General features: G+C 68.7%; 18 protein-coding genes. 2 read left to right on the top strand and 16 right to left on the bottom strand.

Annotated elements, in window-relative coordinates; all coding sequences use genetic code 11:
• Positions 1–47: 47 nt before the first annotated feature.
• From ACYVKX_RS15335 to ACYVKX_RS15315, 5 genes are all read right to left on the bottom strand, one after another.
• Complete coding sequence (locus ACYVKX_RS15335; protein WP_460834046.1) at positions 48–596, bottom strand: putative immunity protein; 549 nt, start codon at positions 594–596, stop codon at positions 48–50.
• A 1-nt stretch (position 597) separates the two neighbouring features.
• Positions 598–1584 carry a ParB N-terminal domain-containing protein gene (locus tag ACYVKX_RS15330; RefSeq protein ID WP_460834043.1) on the bottom strand — a complete coding sequence of 329 codons (987 nt, stop codon included), beginning with the start codon at positions 1582–1584 and terminating at the stop codon, positions 598–600.
• Positions 1577–2422, bottom strand: coding sequence for a hypothetical protein (locus ACYVKX_RS15325; protein WP_460834041.1), 846 nt, complete (start codon positions 2420–2422; stop codon positions 1577–1579). Before ACYVKX_RS15325 ends, ACYVKX_RS15330 begins: the two co-directional genes overlap by 8 nt.
• Positions 2423–2433: 11 nt before the next feature.
• Positions 2434–2727 carry a hypothetical protein gene (locus tag ACYVKX_RS15320; protein WP_460834039.1) on the bottom strand — a complete coding sequence of 98 codons (294 nt, stop codon included), beginning with the start codon at positions 2725–2727 and terminating at the stop codon, positions 2434–2436.
• A 92-nt stretch (positions 2728–2819) separates the two neighbouring features.
• Positions 2820–3737: a bifunctional DNA primase/polymerase gene (locus ACYVKX_RS15315; RefSeq protein WP_460834037.1), complete on the bottom strand. Its 918-nt coding sequence runs from the start codon at positions 3735–3737 to the stop codon at positions 2820–2822.
• Between the two features lie 401 nt (positions 3738–4138).
• On the opposite strand from ACYVKX_RS15315, the gene nicT reads away from it, so the two are divergent.
• Together nicT and ACYVKX_RS15305 are read left to right on the top strand one after the other, a co-directional pair.
• A complete protein-coding gene (nicT, locus tag ACYVKX_RS15310) occupies positions 4139–5275 on the top strand; it encodes a Nickel transporter NicT (protein ID WP_460834035.1) in 1137 nt (378 codons plus the stop codon).
• Between the two features lie 62 nt (positions 5276–5337).
• Positions 5338–5523 (top strand): hypothetical protein, encoded by a 186-nt coding sequence (locus ACYVKX_RS15305; RefSeq protein ID WP_460834032.1) that lies wholly within the window; start codon positions 5338–5340, stop codon positions 5521–5523.
• Between the two features lie 269 nt (positions 5524–5792).
• Here the strand turns inward: ACYVKX_RS15305 and ACYVKX_RS15300 are convergent, their stop codons facing one another.
• The 11 genes from ACYVKX_RS15300 to ACYVKX_RS15250 form a co-directional block, all read right to left on the bottom strand.
• Positions 5793–8789, bottom strand: a complete 2997-nt coding sequence (locus tag ACYVKX_RS15300) for a LysM peptidoglycan-binding domain-containing protein (protein WP_460834030.1) — start codon at positions 8787–8789, stop codon at positions 5793–5795.
• A gap of 182 nt (positions 8790–8971) precedes the next feature.
• On the bottom strand, positions 8972–9409 hold the full coding sequence (locus tag ACYVKX_RS15295; protein WP_460834028.1) for a TadE/TadG family type IV pilus assembly protein: 438 nt from the start codon (positions 9407–9409) through the stop codon (positions 8972–8974).
• Complete coding sequence (locus ACYVKX_RS15290) at positions 9406–9843, bottom strand: TadE/TadG family type IV pilus assembly protein (RefSeq protein ID WP_460834026.1); 438 nt, start codon at positions 9841–9843, stop codon at positions 9406–9408. The genes ACYVKX_RS15295 and ACYVKX_RS15290 overlap by 4 nt, the downstream gene beginning before the upstream one ends.
• Entirely contained in the window at positions 9840–10256 is a 417-nt protein-coding gene (locus ACYVKX_RS15285) for a TadE family protein (protein WP_460834023.1), read from the bottom strand. Before ACYVKX_RS15285 ends, ACYVKX_RS15290 begins: the two co-directional genes overlap by 4 nt.
• A complete protein-coding gene (locus tag ACYVKX_RS15280) occupies positions 10228–10416 on the bottom strand; it encodes a hypothetical protein (RefSeq protein WP_460834021.1) in 189 nt (62 codons plus the stop codon). The genes ACYVKX_RS15285 and ACYVKX_RS15280 overlap by 29 nt, the downstream gene beginning before the upstream one ends.
• Before the next feature lie 35 nt (positions 10417–10451).
• On the bottom strand, positions 10452–11357 hold the full coding sequence (locus ACYVKX_RS15275; protein ID WP_460834018.1) for a type II secretion system F family protein: 906 nt from the start codon (positions 11355–11357) through the stop codon (positions 10452–10454).
• Positions 11354–12223 (bottom strand): type II secretion system F family protein, encoded by an 870-nt coding sequence (locus ACYVKX_RS15270; protein WP_460834015.1) that lies wholly within the window; start codon positions 12221–12223, stop codon positions 11354–11356. Before ACYVKX_RS15270 ends, ACYVKX_RS15275 begins: the two co-directional genes overlap by 4 nt.
• On the bottom strand, positions 12220–13746 hold the full coding sequence (locus ACYVKX_RS15265) for a CpaF family protein (protein WP_460834013.1): 1527 nt from the start codon (positions 13744–13746) through the stop codon (positions 12220–12222). The genes ACYVKX_RS15270 and ACYVKX_RS15265 overlap by 4 nt, the downstream gene beginning before the upstream one ends.
• On the bottom strand, positions 13743–14510 hold the full coding sequence (locus ACYVKX_RS15260) for a hypothetical protein (protein WP_460834011.1): 768 nt from the start codon (positions 14508–14510) through the stop codon (positions 13743–13745). Before ACYVKX_RS15260 ends, ACYVKX_RS15265 begins: the two co-directional genes overlap by 4 nt.
• Complete coding sequence (locus ACYVKX_RS15255) at positions 14510–15181, bottom strand: SAF domain-containing protein (RefSeq protein WP_460834009.1); 672 nt, start codon at positions 15179–15181, stop codon at positions 14510–14512. Before ACYVKX_RS15255 ends, ACYVKX_RS15260 begins: the two co-directional genes overlap by 1 nt.
• A gap of 24 nt (positions 15182–15205) precedes the next feature.
• Positions 15206–15901 (bottom strand): hypothetical protein, encoded by a 696-nt coding sequence (locus ACYVKX_RS15250; protein ID WP_460834007.1) that lies wholly within the window; start codon positions 15899–15901, stop codon positions 15206–15208.
• Positions 15902–16132 lie beyond the last annotated feature (231 nt).

Raw genomic sequence — 16132 nt, 5'->3', positions numbered from 1 at the left:
GATCTCCGCTCGGAACTCGCCGCGGACGGGTGATGCCCGGCTCGAGTTCAGGCGTCTGAGCCGGGAAGCCGTAGCGCGTCCTGGAGTGCGCGAATGTTGACGGCGAGTACCCCGGAGTTCAGCAGTCCGGTGCCTAAGGGGCCGGCCGTGTCCTGCCCGAGCGCAGGAAGGCGCCCGAGTGCTTCGCGTACGGCGGGTGTCATCTGGTCCAGCTGCCAGGAAAGCTCGGCTCCCGTGATGGTCGCTTTGTCCGGCGACGCGAGGCTCGCGGCCTTCAGCGCGTACGCGGCGGCGCCGAGGCCATGAGCACCCATGTGCGCAACCCCGGATAGTTGTCCGGCCGCGCGGGCAGCCGCGATGGCCGCTGCGCCGGTGACGGCATTGGCGGCGCGCCCGGCCTCGAAACGCCGTCGGATCTGGCTGGCGGCGTCGAGTTCGCCGCGACTGAACGCGCGGGCACGGGCGATCGCGTCGCGCGGTCGGCCGTCGGCGGGCGCTTCCGCCTCGAACAACGCAATGACGCGCTCGACGCAGTCCGCAGCCCACGTAGCAACGGCCTGTCGGTCCGGCAGGCTGAGCGTCTGGGCGGATGCCATGTCAGCAGTCTTCCAAACCGGCCCGGGCGAGGTTGACGGCCTCGGCAAACGCCTTGGTCTCGTCGATGACGCGCAGGAACAGCGACCAGTCGTCGGGCTTGACCTCGTGGGCGATCTGGTCGACGTCGTACTTCTTTGACCAGCCGTCCAGTTCGGCCCACTTCAGCGCGAACGACCGGGTCGAGCGCTTGTGGTTGGCGGCCTCGGCCTCACGGCGGGCGCGGTTCTCCTTGATCCGCCGACGTCGGTCCGCCGCCTGCCGTCGCAGCGCCTCGTCGAGCTCTTCGTCGACGTCGGTGCTGTCGCCGGGCTTCATCAGCGCCGCGAGGCGCTGGGCTGCCTTGACCCGCTGGTACCCCGGGTCGACGGCGCCGCCGTTGCGGATCGCGGCGAGCTCGTCCTCGGCCACCGTCCGCAGGTCTTTCGACAGGTCGCGGTCGGCGGCGATGCGTTCCATCTCCAGGATCTGCTCCAGCCGGGCGTAGGACGCCTTGCCGGTGACCATCTCCGCCGCGCGTCGACGAGCTTCGCCCAGGGGGCCCGTCGTCGGTCCCGCTGATTCAGCGTGACCGGGCTGACCTACGGGTCTGCCGTCGACAGCCCCGAACTGGGTCGCCTTCTTGCGACGGTCCGCGTCCTCGTCGATCAGGACCCGCAGTTCGGCGTAGAGCTTGGCTGCCTCGTCGACGGCCAGCGGCATGTGGGTGGTGTTCTCGTCGCGCTCAGCAAGGAGCCGGGTCAGTTCGTCACTGATCCCGGACCTCACCCAGACCCGCAAGGTCGTCCAGCCGAGCTTCTTGGCTGCTTCGAGGCGCCTGTAGCCGCAGATCAGGTAGCCGTCGGGGGTGATGGTGACGGGCTGGAGTAGTCCGACCCGCGTCATGGAGTCCATCAGCGCGGTGAGGTCGCCGGGGTCTCGCCTGTGCCGTTCGCCGACCACGATGGAGTCGGTGCTGCGTTCGAGCTCGATGTGGCCGCGATCAGACATGCCTCTCACCGACCCGTGGTGCTGCACGGTGGACCGGTGCGATCGCCTCGATCGCATCTGCGAGCGCGGCGTCGTGGAAGAGGTCGCAGAGGTGTTCACCGGAGCACAGGCGCAGGAGGATGCCGCGCCCGCGCGTCGTATCGGCGTAGTCGGTGTGCGGGTCGCCGAGCAGTGCCCGGAGCATGGTCAGCCAGCCGTTCTGATCGACGTCGAGCCAGCCGGGCCCGTTGCCGTCCCGGCGAAGAGAGGCGTACGCCGTTCTCGGATCTCCACATCGGTCGAGGCGCGCGGCGATGTACTCCAACCCGAGGCGGGCGTCGCGGTGTCTCCAGCCGAGCTCTTCGAAGAACGTGACCGCATCGGCCAGCGCGACGAAGGCGTTGGTCGGCTCACCATCCACATCGGGTCGGTCGACATCCTCGACGCCGTCGTGGACGTGGAAGGCGGGATGGTAGTCGGCGATCTCGGAGTCGCGATCGGCGAACCTCTCGGCGTCGTGATATCCGAGGCCGGTCGTCTTGCGGGCCTGCCCGGTCGAGCACAGCAGACCTTCGGCGCGCGACTCGTAGATCAGGGTCAGCTCGACCGCGTGCGTGATGACCGCCCACGGGTCTTGGGCGACACGGGTCGACCGCATCCGCATCACCTCGAACGCGGCCGCCGCAGCCTCGGTCGGCTCCATGCCGTACTTGTGTGCCAGCCCGGCGTACTTCGTCATCGCGTACGCCATCAGGTCGGCCGCCTCCGGGCTGGTCTGCCACGCCCGCCGTCCGGCGTAGGCGAGATCAAGCAGAAGGAGGCGCAGCCCTTCGGCGGTAGTGAAGGCGGGTTCGCTCACTGCCTCGGTCGTCACAGTCCGGGTCCTTCCTGGTCGGTGATGATCGGGCCGGGCACGCTCGGCGCGGTGTCAGGTCGCGCGATCGAGGTCCGGGTGATCCGGTGTAACCCCGCCTTCGAGATCGCGGCACCGGGAGCGCGGCGGGCGCGGCGGGTCAGCTCGGCCTGGAGGTCGATGCCACGGCGTACGAACCTCGAGCCGAGCAGGGTCGGCATCTCGCTCGGGCGGACCCAGGCGACACTGGGCAGGGACCGGTCAGCCTCGGGCCTGCCCTGACCGATCGGCGCGGACGGGTCGCGGTGCACGGCGAGTGCATCGACTGACGTCTCGGCATCGCCAGCCGGCGCGGGTTCGGGAATGACACGGTCAAGACGGCGCTCGTAGCGCGGGTGCGTGTTCACAGGCCCACCGCCTCGACCGCCTGCGTAGGACATGGGGCACCCGTCGGCCCCAACCGAGTCGAGATCCGGTACGCCGATCGGATCGTCGCCATCGCCTCCCGCTCGGGCAGGCCAGCGGCGTACGCCGCCTCACCGAGCAGCGACGTCGTGGTGCTCAGGTCGTGGCCGGCCTCGGCCATCCGGCAGGCCGCCCAGAACAGGCCACCGTTGCGGCCACCCTCGGGACGCGACGCCACCCACGCGGCGAGCTTGTCGGGGCGAGCACCCACGGCCGGAATGTCCGCCGGCGGGAGCGTCTGGCGGGGAGGGTCGAGGAAACCTCGCAGCCCGGCCGCGTCGACCGGCCGGGGGTCGTGGTGCTCGGCGACCACGATCGACCGGTAACTCCGCCGTACGCGGTCGTCGCCGGTCACCCGAGAGGGCGGGACGATGATGTAGCCGCCATCGCCACGGAAATCGATGTGCTTGCCTGGCACCTGCCACGACCGCTGCACACGGTCGGAGGACCGCTGAAAGTAGGCGTGCAGGCCTCCCGACGGCGTTCGGACCAGCCAGGCCCACCCCTCGACGAACCCGGCGCGACGCGCACGCTCGAAGGCGGCGTACCCAGAGCCGTCGTGGTGGACGTCGACGTCGACCACGTCGATGCCACCGATCACGCCGGTCGGGACACCGATGTTGGCGTCCGGGTGCTGCATCCACCAGGAATCGATGACCGCGGGGTCGGTGCTGGCGTCCTGGAAGCCGTGGCGGGTCAGCGGACGCTTGCCGCCGGGGACGCACGGCAAGACCGGGATGCCTCCGGCGCCGAGGTGTCCCGCAGCTGTCACGAGATCCGGGGCGTTGGCGATGTTGTGGAGGAGCCGAAGACTCCACCGGACTGTCGCGGCTCTCTGCTGGTGCAAGTTGTTCATGCTCTCGACTGTCCTCAGCTTGCGCACCAAAAGGCGCCCCTCCCGAGGGCGTCATTAGGAGGACGGGCCGCTTGAGGCACAGGCGGAGTTTCCGCAGTTCATGGACCGTTTGGGCGGCGCCCATCCCGAGGTCAGGCAAGCTTCGGCAAGATATGAGAGCCATCAGTTGGACCCCGCGACACGAGCGACAGGACTGCTATGTCGGGGCCTCGACGCCGCTGAGCGTCGCGCGCCGGGAGGGCCGCACTGTCGACACCGCAGCCGACAGCATCCACCGGTGGTATCGGTGTACGCCTTGGGTGGCGACCTTGGTCGGACGTGGTGTGACCCGACGCGCAGAACCGATCACGTCTTATTGCATACTATTTGCAACAAGCGCGACCGCGCAGGCGGAGGGATCGATGGATCAGTTGCAGAGTTCGTTGTCGATGAGCCGACCGAAGGCAGGCTTCGACCGCGGCGAGAAGCGTTCCATCGCCACGATGGCCAGTTTCGTCTTCCTGCTGCATGTTGTCGGCTGGGGCGTGCTGCTGGTGCTCGTCGTTCCCGAGCAATACCAGCTCGGCAGCACCGGCGTCCTCGGCGTCGGCGTGGGGGTGACGGCCTACCTGCTCGGCGCTCGCCACGCCTTCGACGCCGACCACATCGCCTCGATCGACAACACGACCCGCAAGCTCGTCGGCGAGGGCACCCCCGCGGTCAGTACTGGGTTCTGGTTCTCCCTGGGGCACTCGACTGTGGTCTTCGTGGCCAGCCTGCTGCTCGCTGTGGGCGTACGGGGCGTCGCCGACGTCATGCAGGACGAGCAGTCGCAGACTGGGAACACCCTTGCCGTGATCGGAAGTCTCGTAGCCGGCGCCTTCCTGCTGTTCATCGGCATCGCCAACCTGGCGGCCGTCAACGGCATCCTGAAGGTCCTTCGAGCCATGCGCGACGGCGAGTACGACGAGGAGGAGCTGGAACGGCATCTGCACAACCGCGGATTGATCGCGCGCCTGCTGGACCGGGTGACACGACGGGTCTCTCGACCTTGGCAGCTCTACCCGGTCGGGCTGCTGATGGGGCTCGGGTTTGATACCGCTACACAGGTCGCCTTGCTGGTGCTCGCAGCAGGCTCCGCAGCGTTCGCATTGCCGTGGTACGCCATCTTGACGATGCCCGTGCTCTTCGCCGCAGGCATGAGCCTGTTCGATACGATCGACGGAGTCGTGATGACCCGGGCCTACGGATGGGCGTTCCTCACGCCCGTGCGCAAGGTCTTCTACAACCTCACGGTCACGGTCTTGTCAGTCTCCGTGGCGTTGGGTATCGGCAGCCTGGTTCTGGTGGGGCTGCTGGTCGAGCAGTTCGATTTCAGCGAGGGCCCGCTGGCGTGGCTGGCTGGCCTCAACCTGGACTACGTCGGATTCGCGATGGTCGTCATTTTCCTCCTGGCGTGGGCCACGGCGCTCGTCGCGTGGCGCAAGTTCGGCATCGAGGCCAAGTGGGAACAGCAGGTTCGCTCCGCCGTCCCTGGACCAATGGTCAAGGAGAAGTAGGCGCGCCTTGCATGCGCGAAGCTTTGAAGTCGCAGGCTGAGTCCAGCGCGACTACTTGCCCCATGCTCCGCAAGCTCGACCCTGCGGCTCTTCAACACGTCCAGGCCGACGTGGGGCTCTTGGCACGGGCCCGCGTCCGGGCCGGCCCGGAGGAGTTTGCCGGCGGCGATGGCGAATGGCACGTTCGAACCATTGAGGGTCGCATCGTCTACGAGAGCCGCGACCAGGTGCGCCTCTTCTGGTGCTGACGATCGGACGCACCTGCAAACCTCATCACGCCAGGGACGTTCCCATCTTGATCGCTACGGCTTGTTGTTGAGGTGCTGCTGCATCTGTCGCCGTCCTCGTGCTTGAGGACGACCCTTGCCCAACGAACGCCATCAAAACCCGCGCGAGCACAGAGAGTCGTTTCGTTTCGTTTGGGAGCCTCACCGGAACCTCAGTTGAGGCTCTCTGACGGGGTGGCCGAGCAGGTGGAGCGGAGCCTGCCCCTCCTTCTCCGCTGCCTCTGTTGCCCTCAATCTCGCGAGCGTGGCCGACCCGCCCAACCGTTGTTCTTTACGACCTTCGCAGTTCGGTCGGGCAGGTCGATGGGCGGCAGGTAGTCGTCGGTGCGGTTGAAGACGTTGTCGGCGAGCATCTTGTCGGCAACTTCCTCGTGGCCCTCGGCCGCGGCGACCTTCACCAGGTCGAGCCGGCAGATGTCGTCGTACGGCGCAGCCTTGCAGGCGGTCTCGGCAATTTCACGGGCAAGGCCCATGTTGCCCTTGGCGAGCGCATTGACCACGAGCAGGTGAGCGGTGTCGACGATCGCGCAGTCGACTGTCTCGTGGATTCGTTCGGTGTCGAGGAGCCAACTCCAGCCCTTCGCCCGCAGCAGACTGAACGGCGGGCCGTGGACCAGTGACATGGCCGTCGTCAGATCCTGTATACCTTCGGCTCCGCGGGCTTCGCCTCGGGCTCGAAGACGCCGGAACAGGTCGAGATCGACCAGCACGTCCTGAACTTGATAGGTCTTGACGCCAGACTCGAGGTATGTGGGGGATTCGTTGGCGGCTGGAAGGTAAGGCGCCTCCGTACGTGGATTGCTGCCGAGCCAGTCGCGCAGCGAGCTGACGTCCGTTCTTGCTCGCGATGCCGCGATGCCGAACGCATCCGCGACTTCATTGGCGGTCGCTCCGTTGGGGTGCAAGGCGAGGTAGGCGAGGATCTCGACGAAGTAGGGTCTGCGTTTCAGGATCACGGGCTTGACCGCGCCGAAGACTTCGGCGTTCACGGGGCCGAGCAGAGTCAGGCGGGGGCGCGGTACCTCGGCGTCGAACCAGTCGGCCACATCCTCATCGAGCGTCGGGTCCGCCTCCTCGAGTGTGCGGCGGATCTGCTCGGACACGACCGGGGCCAGAGTTGCGATGTCGGCGACCGTGGTCGCGGCGGTCGCGACGTACTCCTCGGCTGCCTCGGGAAGCAGCGAGCCGTCGCCGGCTGGGCCGTCGTCGCGAACGTGGGTCAGTTCCTCGCGCAGTGCACCGGCTTGGTCGGCGAGGGCACGCCAGCCGCCGGCGGCCGGCTCGAACGACGGGATCGTCACCGGCGCGCTCTCGCGGGTCAGGTCGACGATGGCGGCGCAAGCGGTCGCCTCCTCGCTTGTCAGTCCGGCCGCCTGAACGTCGAGGCCCAGGACGGGCGCACGTAGCCGCCCTGCGTAGTTGAGCTCGAACACGGTCGACTCGGGTGCGGGCGCAGCCAGCGAGACCAGTGCGGTCCCGATCCGTGAGGGGGGTGCGACGAGGAGGGTTGCGAGTTGCGCTGTCCCGTCTCCGGTCGTGATGACAGCCCGGTAGGGGTCGGGGTCGTCGCAGTTGGTCTCCAGTGATGTGGTCACGTCGCGCACGAGTCCCGCGACGATCTGCCCGCCGTCGGCGTGGTGGCGAAGCCGGGTGGTGTCGAGCGCGGCCAATTCTTCGCCGAGTCCGATCACGTTGACCTCGACGGTGGTCGACCACGGGTTGAGCGTCAGTTCGGCGGCGATGTGCCGTGCGAGTGCCTCGGCGTGCTGCGGGTCGCCCACGAGCGATACGACGCCGAGGTGCTCCAGGTTCACGAGGCGCAGGCCGTCGTCGTCCTGCCCGACGCTGACGAGCAAGGGGTAGGGCGGGAGCACGTCGTTGCGCTCGGGTTGGGGGTTGCTGAGGGGGAGCGACCACTCTCGGCCTGCGCCCGTCCATGGTGCCGGCAGGGTGTTGGTCTCATCGAGTTGCAGGGTCACGGCGGAGTTGGCGAGTGTCGCGGTGGCGAGCTGGGGCAACGGCCGTCCTGAGTCTGCGCACTCTCCGGCGAGGTGCCTCAGTGCGAGGTCGAGATTCGCGATGGTCTGCGTCAGCGGGGCACCGGACACGAGAGCCGTCTTCTCGATCGCCCGCAGTTCTTCCGGGGGAGGGGCGATGCTTTGTCCGGGCCGGCGATAGCGGAGTTGGGTGTTGCGGTGGGCGCGCACGGCGAGTAGGACGAACCCGGCCAGGAGAGCGCCGGATCCGGTCAGGCCGGCTACCAGCCAACCGGGCGCGGTCGCCTCGTCGCCGGCATCGTCCTGGTCGTTTGCATCGTCAGCGGTGTTGGTCCCGGGATCCGGTCGGCTTGTTGCGGTCGGCTCGGGGGTCGGTTCGGCTGAGGGTGGTTCGGCCGGCTCGGGGGTCGGTTCGGCTGAGGGTGGTTCGGCCGGCGGCTCGATGTCCTTGGGCGGATCGATGTCGTTGGGACGTGCTTCGGGCTGCTGGGGGGTCTTGGCCTTGTGCTTGGCCTGTCCGGGGATGGTGATCTTCCAGCCGGGTCGGATCAGGTTGGGGTCGGTCAGCGTTGCTCCGTCGGGTTGCACGGTGTCGCGGGATGCGTCGATGAGCTCTGGGTAGCGCGTTGGGTCGCCGAGTCGGGCGTCGGCGATCGCCGACAGGGTGTCACCGGGCTGTACGACGTATTCGCCGGCTGTGCTGTTGGGGTTGGAGTGCGTGGCTTCGTGTGGCACCTTCAGGACGGTGCCTGGGGTGATGAAGTCGGGTCGGTCGAGTGCGTCGGTGTTGAGGTTGAAGATGTCTCGGAAGCGGGTGCCGTCGCCGAGGAGGCGTTCGGCGATCTTCCACAGGCTGTCGCCGCGCTTGACCGTGTAGTTGATCGTCGACGTGGGCTCGACCGGTGCCCAGGTCGGGTCTTGGCGTGGTGGGACGGGAGGCGCGTCCGGAAGGGCGGGTGGGCCCTCGACCACGGCGAGTCGGGCGGGCTCGTGGGCGGTTGCTGTTGTCGCGGCGTGGGCCGGTGGGCTCGGGAGTGCCGCGACCACGGTGGGTGTGGCGACGAAGAGCAGTGCGGCTACCGTCACGAGTTGGCCGACCGCACGCTGGGGAGTGCCGAGGCCGGGGAGGGTCGGGGCGGGCAGGCCCCGCACTTGTGAGACCACTTCGAGCACGACGGAGACGGCGACGAAGGTCCAGGCGATCCAGGCGGCTGTCGCGATGAGGGTCATCGCGAGCGTGCCGTCGTCGGGGCTGGTGAGCAGCGTCCGCAGTTCGCTGAGGTCGGCTGTCCACGGCGCGGCTCCGATGGTGGTGAGGAGGGCCGGTACTCCGGCGACGAGGAGCAGGACGAGCAGGGTGGCCGCGAGGCCTCGGAGTCGTTGTCGGAATCCGGGCTGACCGGTTGGCGGGGTCATTGTTCGCTCCCTCCGAGGCTGCGGGTCAGGCGTGCTGAGGCTTGGCTGGTGACGGTGAGGTCGCCGATGCCGATGAGGCTCAGGAACTTCGGGGTGTAGGTGTCGGTCACGTTGACCGTGATGGTGTCGCCGTCCGTGATGGTCACCGTCCCGGTGACTCCAGAAGCAGCGAGGTAGTCCTGGGCCGCGTTGCGGGCGGCGATAGCGTCGACGGCGACGTACTGGCCGGTGATCGCGGGCGCGGCCTGCACCTGTTCGCCGCCGGTGCGGGCGGCTTCGGCGGCGATGTTGTGGGCTCGCTGTTTGGCGTTGACCTGCCCCCCGAGGTCGACTGCCAGCCCGACGAGAATCATCATCACCAGGCTCGACACCGCGAGCCAGATGCTGATGGAGCCGCGCTCGTCACGGACGGGGACTCGGGTTCTTCGCGTCATCGGCGCTCCCGGAACGTGTCGAGCGGTGAGCGACTGGTGGCCTTGATGAGGCGACTGCCGGGGACGCCCGGCACGGACAGGTCCCCCAGGTCGAGTAGACAGCCAACGGTCGCGGAGACAGCGCCGGTTTGCCCGACTGGCTTGGCGAAGTCGGAGACGTCAACCGTGACGGTGACGGTGAGGCATCGGATGTCCTGGTTGGTGAGGCTGGACTGCGCCGCAGTCTTGGCGTCCTGTTGCGCCTGTTGACCGGTGCGCGCGATCGAGGCGGTGCGTGCTGCCTCGGCAGCGGCGGACTCGACGGCTGATTGGGTGGTGGCGGTGCGGCCTCCGAAGATAATGAGCCCGACGAACAGCACGAAAGCAGGTACTCCGACCGCGGCCTCGATCGCCGCGGACCCGCGCTCGTTCCTCACGCGTGGCGAGATCGTCACGGCGCGGTCAGCCTCTCGACGGGCAGGGAGGCGGTCTGGACGACTACGGGGTTCCAGCCGGGGATCACGCTGAGGCTGCGCCCGCGAATGGTCACGGTGACGGTGGTCGCGGTGCGGTCGGCGGTCGCGCTCGCGCCGGGGAGGACGTCGTCGCCACCGGCTTCGACGATGAACGAGGAGGCAGCGGCGACGCCGTCGGCCTCCCGACCGCTCTCGCCGCCGGCGGCCTTCGCGCCTTCCTGCGCGGCGGCGATCGCCACAGTCCGGGCGTGGTAGAAGAGCGCGGCCTGCATCCCGAGGAACATCACCGCGAATAGGGCGGGCAGCACGATGACGAGCTCGATCGAGACCGAGCCTCGTTCGTTGCGTTGACGACCGAGCCGTCTACTTGATGTTGCCGGCTTGGTTTTCAACGTAGGCCTTGATCGCAGCGACCACGATGCCGACGATGGCGATGACGGCCACGGCCCAGAGCACGTGCTCGGTGGTGACGGAGCCTCGTTCGTCACGGCGAGAGAGGCGGCTTTCGAACCCGTACGTCAGCGCGACCAGCGCTGTCATGAGTCGGTCCACGGGGGGTTCCTTCCTGTCGGGGTTGCCCTGGGGGGTCAGGTGTTGCTGAACATCCGCAGCAGGGATGGGGCGACGAGCAAGGCCATGAAGATGACGCCGAGCAGGGAGCCGGGGATGGTCATGCGTTCGCCGACGGCGTTGGCGTCGGCGATCTCGTCGTTGAGCATCGCGGTGCGCATGGCGGCCGAGCGGGCACGCAGGTTGGTGTAGATCGAGGCGCCCTCCTCTCCGGAGAGCCGCATGATGTCGGCGAAGTCGTCGAGCTCGGGCAGCCCGAGCTCGTCGGCCAGGGCGTGCAGGGCATCCCACGGTGGCTGGCCCGACCACCGCGACCGGGTCAGTTCTTCGGAGAGCCGGGTGAAGACCCAGGAGTCGCCGACCTCGGCCGCGGATTCCATCGCCTGCCGTACACCGGAGCCGTTGTGTCGCTCGAGAGCGACGAGGTCGATGTAGGCACCGAGAGCACGAGAGAACTCGAGCCGGGCTTTGCGTGCGTCGTCGACGGCGTTGTAGTTGGGCAGGAAGAACATGACGGCGGCCAGGCCGAGCGAGGCGATGGCCGGGATCGCGACGGGGAGCCCGAGCCCGATCTCCTGGAAGAAGAACGCCAGCAGCGGCGTGATCACCAGCCCCACGAGTGACATGAGAATCTTGTCGCCGTAGAACCGGGCGAGCGGGATGCGGAGCAGCGCCAGCTCTCGCGTGGGGGTCTTGACCCAGATGGCCGGCGGCAGGGCCTTGATCGCCCACACCCCGATCCGTTCCTTGCCCTTCGCGGCCGTGACCGGGCCGACCACGCTCGCCCGCCTGCTGACGGGTGTCAGCCGCGACAGCGCTTCGGCAAGGTCCGGCTCGACTGGCAGGATGCGGGCGATGAGGAGGACGACCCCGAGGCCGAGGAAGGCCCCCGCGAGCAGAGCGATCTGCAGGCCCGTGGTCATAGGGTGCCCTCCCGCACGGTGGGGGCGGGGGAGAGGAACCGCGGCATCGTTCGTCCGATCGCCATCCGCTTCATCCACACGAGCGTCGCGACGTACGCCGACAGCAGCACCAGGAGGATGACCTGTCCCAGTGGGCTCTGGTACGGCCTCACATAGGTCCCCGAGACCGCGAGTATCACCAGCACGCCGATGCTGATCAGGGTGACCCAGCGGGCAGTGGCTCGCGGCTTGGCGCGGTCGGCCTCTACCTGACGTCGGGCGCGCACGTCGGCCGCCACCGACTCGGCCAGACCTTCCAGCACGCTTGCGAGTCCTGCGCCCCTCCTGCGGGCGCCGAGGATCAGATTCGCCGCGACGAGGTCGCCCGTGGCGTCGTCGAGCTCGTCGGCGAAGGTACGTAGCGCCTCCTCCGTCGCCCACCGCGCCCGCAGCCGGGCGACCAGGCGGGTCACCTCGGGTGCTATGGCCGCGGGCGTGGAGCGCAACGTGGCTACCAGAGCCTGCTCCAGCCCGACGCCGACTGTGAGCACCCCCGCAAGGGAGCGGGTCCATTCCTCCATCGCTTCAAGCCGCGCGATCCGCTGGGCGGCCGAGGACGCGGACAGCAGGACGGGCAGGCCGACGAAAGCGACCGGGACGACGAGCAGCGCGAGCACCCAGCCGGTGACGAGGAACGCCATGACACCCGTGGCGAACCCGGCCAGAAGGAGCCTCCGGGCCCGCTTGGTGATCTGCTTGGTCATCGTGGGGACCTTGCGCGGCCGGGAGGGGCGCTGGTCGACCGGGGACGGGCGCAGGCCCACAACCAGCGCGATCAGGCCACCGACGACAAGGGCGCCAGCGAGGGCAGGGACGAGGACGATCACGACCGCACCTCCTGTTGGGCGAGGAACGCGGTCAGGTCGAAGCCGTATGAGGCCAGAGCGCGGTAGGCGTCCGGCAGGACCGCGGGGACCGCCGAGCCGTCGCCGTCGGGCGCGAAGATGTGTGTGGTGGCGTACCCGGTCTCGCGCTCGCCAGGTTCCAAGGCGATGATCTCGGCCACCTGGCGTCGCCGGGTCGACTGCCCTGCCCGGTTGATGGTCTGCAGGTCAAGGTGGACGATCACGTCGATGGTCGAGGCGAGCTTGCTGGTGGCGAGCGCATGGGTGATGTGCGGGCCGGCCTCCATGGCACAGGTGACCAGCTTGCGGATCGCGGCCACCGCATCCGAGGCGTGTGTGGTGGAGATCGAGCCGGTGCCGGACTCCATCGCCTTGATCATTGCCCAGACCTCCTTGCCGCGGACCTCGCCGACGATCTGGCGGGCGAGATTGAAGCGGAAGGAGTCGACCAGTGCCTCGTCGAGGGTGAACTCGCCGGCCATACGCCCGTTCGCCCGGCGCTCCCCGGACCCCGGACGCGCCTCCCACGGATGCACGATCCGGTGCCGGCCGAGCTCGTGCAGATGCAGCTCGTACTCGGTCTCGAAGGTGCCGATCGCCTCCAACGGGTCGATCTCTGCGCACAGTGCCCGCACCAGTGTCGTCTTGCCGGCACCTTGGGACCCGGAGATCACGATGGACTTGCGGGCCCGCACGGCAGCGCGCAGGAACGAGGCGGCAACGGGCGAGAGCATCTGCCTGGCAACGAGATGATCGAGGGTGATGTCCATCAGCCGGTGTCGGCGGATCACCACGGACGGCCGCGGTGTCACCCATGCCGCAGCCGCGAGACGCGAGCCGCCGTCCAGGCGCAGGTGCAGACGGGGCTGCGCTTCAGAGAACCCGCGGGCATTGACCTCCGACCGGGAGGCGAGAAAGACCAGGAAGTCGATCAGCTCTTCGTCGGAATCGGCGACAGCAGGGCCGTCGAGCAGGGAGCCGTCGGTGAGTTCGAGGACGACGTTGTCGTGGCCGGTGATGATGATGTTCTCCACCCGGTCGTCGTCCACGAGCGGCTGGAGTCGGCCGAGCCGGAACAGTGAGTCGAAGACCGCCCGCGCGAACGCATCCTGATCGAGGACGGTCAGGTTAGGCATCCCGGTGTTGACACGGTCTGCGACGGTGGCCTCGATGAGGTCGAGCACGATCGTGCGTCCCAGCTCTTCCTGCGCGATCCTATCGAGTCGCCCGCGATCGGCGGAGACCGCTTGGCTGAGCTGCTCGGACGCCTGGGCGCGCAGGGCAGAGACCAGCGACCAGTCCACGTTCCTCGTCGGTGACCCACCGGGCTCAAAGGGCAACGCAGGGACGGCGTTGTTCACCCTGGTCAGGTGTGCCACCGAGATCGGCGGGCCGGCGGTCGCGCTTTGCTCGGCGGGGGCCGGTACGGGTTGGGTGAACAGCGGCAGTTCGGCCGGCGGGCTTGCGTGGTCCCCGGGGGTCTCCCGAATGCGGTCCTTCGTCATGACCGGGCACCGTTCAGGAGCTCGTTGCGCCGGCGGGTGATCGTCGAGTGGATGGAGGCGATCGCCGCGTTGAGTGCCCGCGCGAGAGGCCCGGTGTTGAACTTCTTAGCGGGTCGGGCTCCACGTGAGAACACCGCTGCCGATCCGGGGTCATCGGGCAGGCAGGCGAGGACCGGCAGGTTCACTGTCGTTGCGACGTCGCGGGCGCTGTACGGGCGGCCCTCGCCGACGAGCAACACTCCCGACTGGCGCCAATCGAGCGCGGGCCGTTGGAACGTCTCGGCGTACGACCGCGCGGCGGACAGGTTCGGCAGCGTCGTACCGCTGACGAGTAGCGCCAGGTCGGCGGCGTCGAGCAATGGTTGCGGTGACCCGTGGAGCCCCAGCCGTCCGGCGTCGACGATCACGTCCTGCCCTGTCGACTCCAGCCCGCTCAGTACGTCGGCCAGCGGGTCCCACAGATCGCTCAGCGCACTCGCCTGGATGTGGGAGCGAGGGCCGGCCACGAACGAGACCGTGGTGCCCTCGATGGGACGGCCGACCTGAGCGAGCGCGTCGCTGATGTCGCCCGCGGTCAGCGCCAGCTCGATGAGCCCGGCGTCGTACTCCCTCGTGCCGCGGAAGTAGCCGGCCAGCATCCCGGAGCCGCCCGTTGGGTCGGCCTCGACGAGCAGGACCGGGCGGGGCCACAGCAACGCCAGTCCGAGCGCGGACGTCGTGACCCCCGGCGACCCGGACGCAGACGCGAGCGCGACGACAGCCATCAGCGCGCCCTGGAGTCCAAGACCAGCGCGATGTTGCCGGTCGCGACCCGCGTGGCCAGCACCGCAGCGTCGGCCTTCGAGACGAGCAGGTCCACCACCCTCTGCCGGGTCTCATCGGAGGTGCTCACGCCGACCACGGTGGCGTCGTTGGACAGTGGCGCTCCTGCCGGGAGCTGGTCACCCTGCGCGGGAGTGACGACGACTCGCACACGGTCGCCGTACTGCAGGTCGAAGCCGGGAGCCTGCGCCGCGGTGAGCGCCACACCGACCACCGACTGCCCCTCGCCGGGAACAACGTCGGAGTTGAAGGAGCCGGGCGTCAGCATCCCGCCCTCGGCGATGTCCACTGCGGCCCGTTGGCCGACGACCTGATCCAACTGCGACGCCGAGACCGGCTTCAGAGCAGGGTCGGCGCTGAGCCGCACCCGGGCGAGATCATCGGCCCTGATCACGGCACCGCGCTCGATGGCGTTGCGTGCGACCAGGACGTCCTGGGTGTTCGTCGTCGCAGTCCACGCCCAGGCGGCGAGCAATGCACCGACGCAGATGGCACCGATCGCGGCGGCGACGAGCGCGGGTCGCCGGCGCAGTTTTGGTGGCGGCGCGAGAGCAGTGGCGGCCGGACCCTCCTGGTTGAGAGTCCCGTCGATCCGGGTGGCTGTACCGCTCATGCTTCATCGCCTCTCCGCTGCCCGCTACTGCACGAGCACCTGCGCTTCCCCGACCGCGATCGCGACCGATCGTGTGAGGCCGTTGAGCCGGATGGTTCCTGTCTGGCCCGCCCCCTCCCAGGTGATGACCCAGTCGGAGGTGGCGCTCACCGTGTACTTCCCGTCCGGCTGGTTCGAGCTCGCCTTCTCGTAGGTGTGCCCGCAGTCCGGCGACTTCGCGTCGCCGTACGACGCCTTGTACGGCGTACCGGCGGTCGTGCAGGTGACCTCAGTGCCGTCGCCCATGTCCCAGGTGATCTCCCGGACGTTGGCCGTGGCGGTGACCGTGATCCCGCCCGCGCTGGCGGACTCGGTGACTGGTCCTACGCTCTGGGGGTCGGGGTCGGCAGCCCACATCCACACCGGCATACCCACGATTCCGAGGCTGCCCTCACCCGGCTCGGGTGTGATGCCGATGTCGACAGCCCGGAGATCCATCTGCTCGATCGCGATCTGGGCGACCTCGCGTGGCGTCGGCCCGTCCCCGGAGTTCGGCGGAGGGTCTGCGGCCCAGATCAGGACCAGCAGGTCCGTCTGTGGCTGGTAGCACTGGTAGACGGCGCCGTAGTCGAGGTACGCACCCTCCCAGAACGGGTCGCCCGGACCGGGCTGAGGGTCGACGTACTTGATGTAGCAGCGGTAGCTGTTCGACCAGTAGCCGTACGTCGTGCTGCACGGCACCGGACCCGGCGGCGGCTTGCTGATTCCCTGAGACGTCCCATCCCAATAGCAGGCGGCACCCGAGCCAGTGTCCTGCGGGCCGTCGTCGCCCCCATTGCCTGGGTCCGACGGGCTACCGGGCACCTCTACCCAGATCAGGCATTGGCCTGTGGCGGGGTTTGTCTGCTGGCAGACCGTGTCGGCTTGCGCGGGAGCCTGGCCGATGGCGACGAGTCCTCCGGCGGCGGCCAG

The organism is Nocardioides hungaricus, from assembly GCF_054782915.1.
The sequence above is the reverse complement of the archived record's forward strand: the minus strand, read 5'-3'. Positions and strand labels throughout refer to the sequence as shown.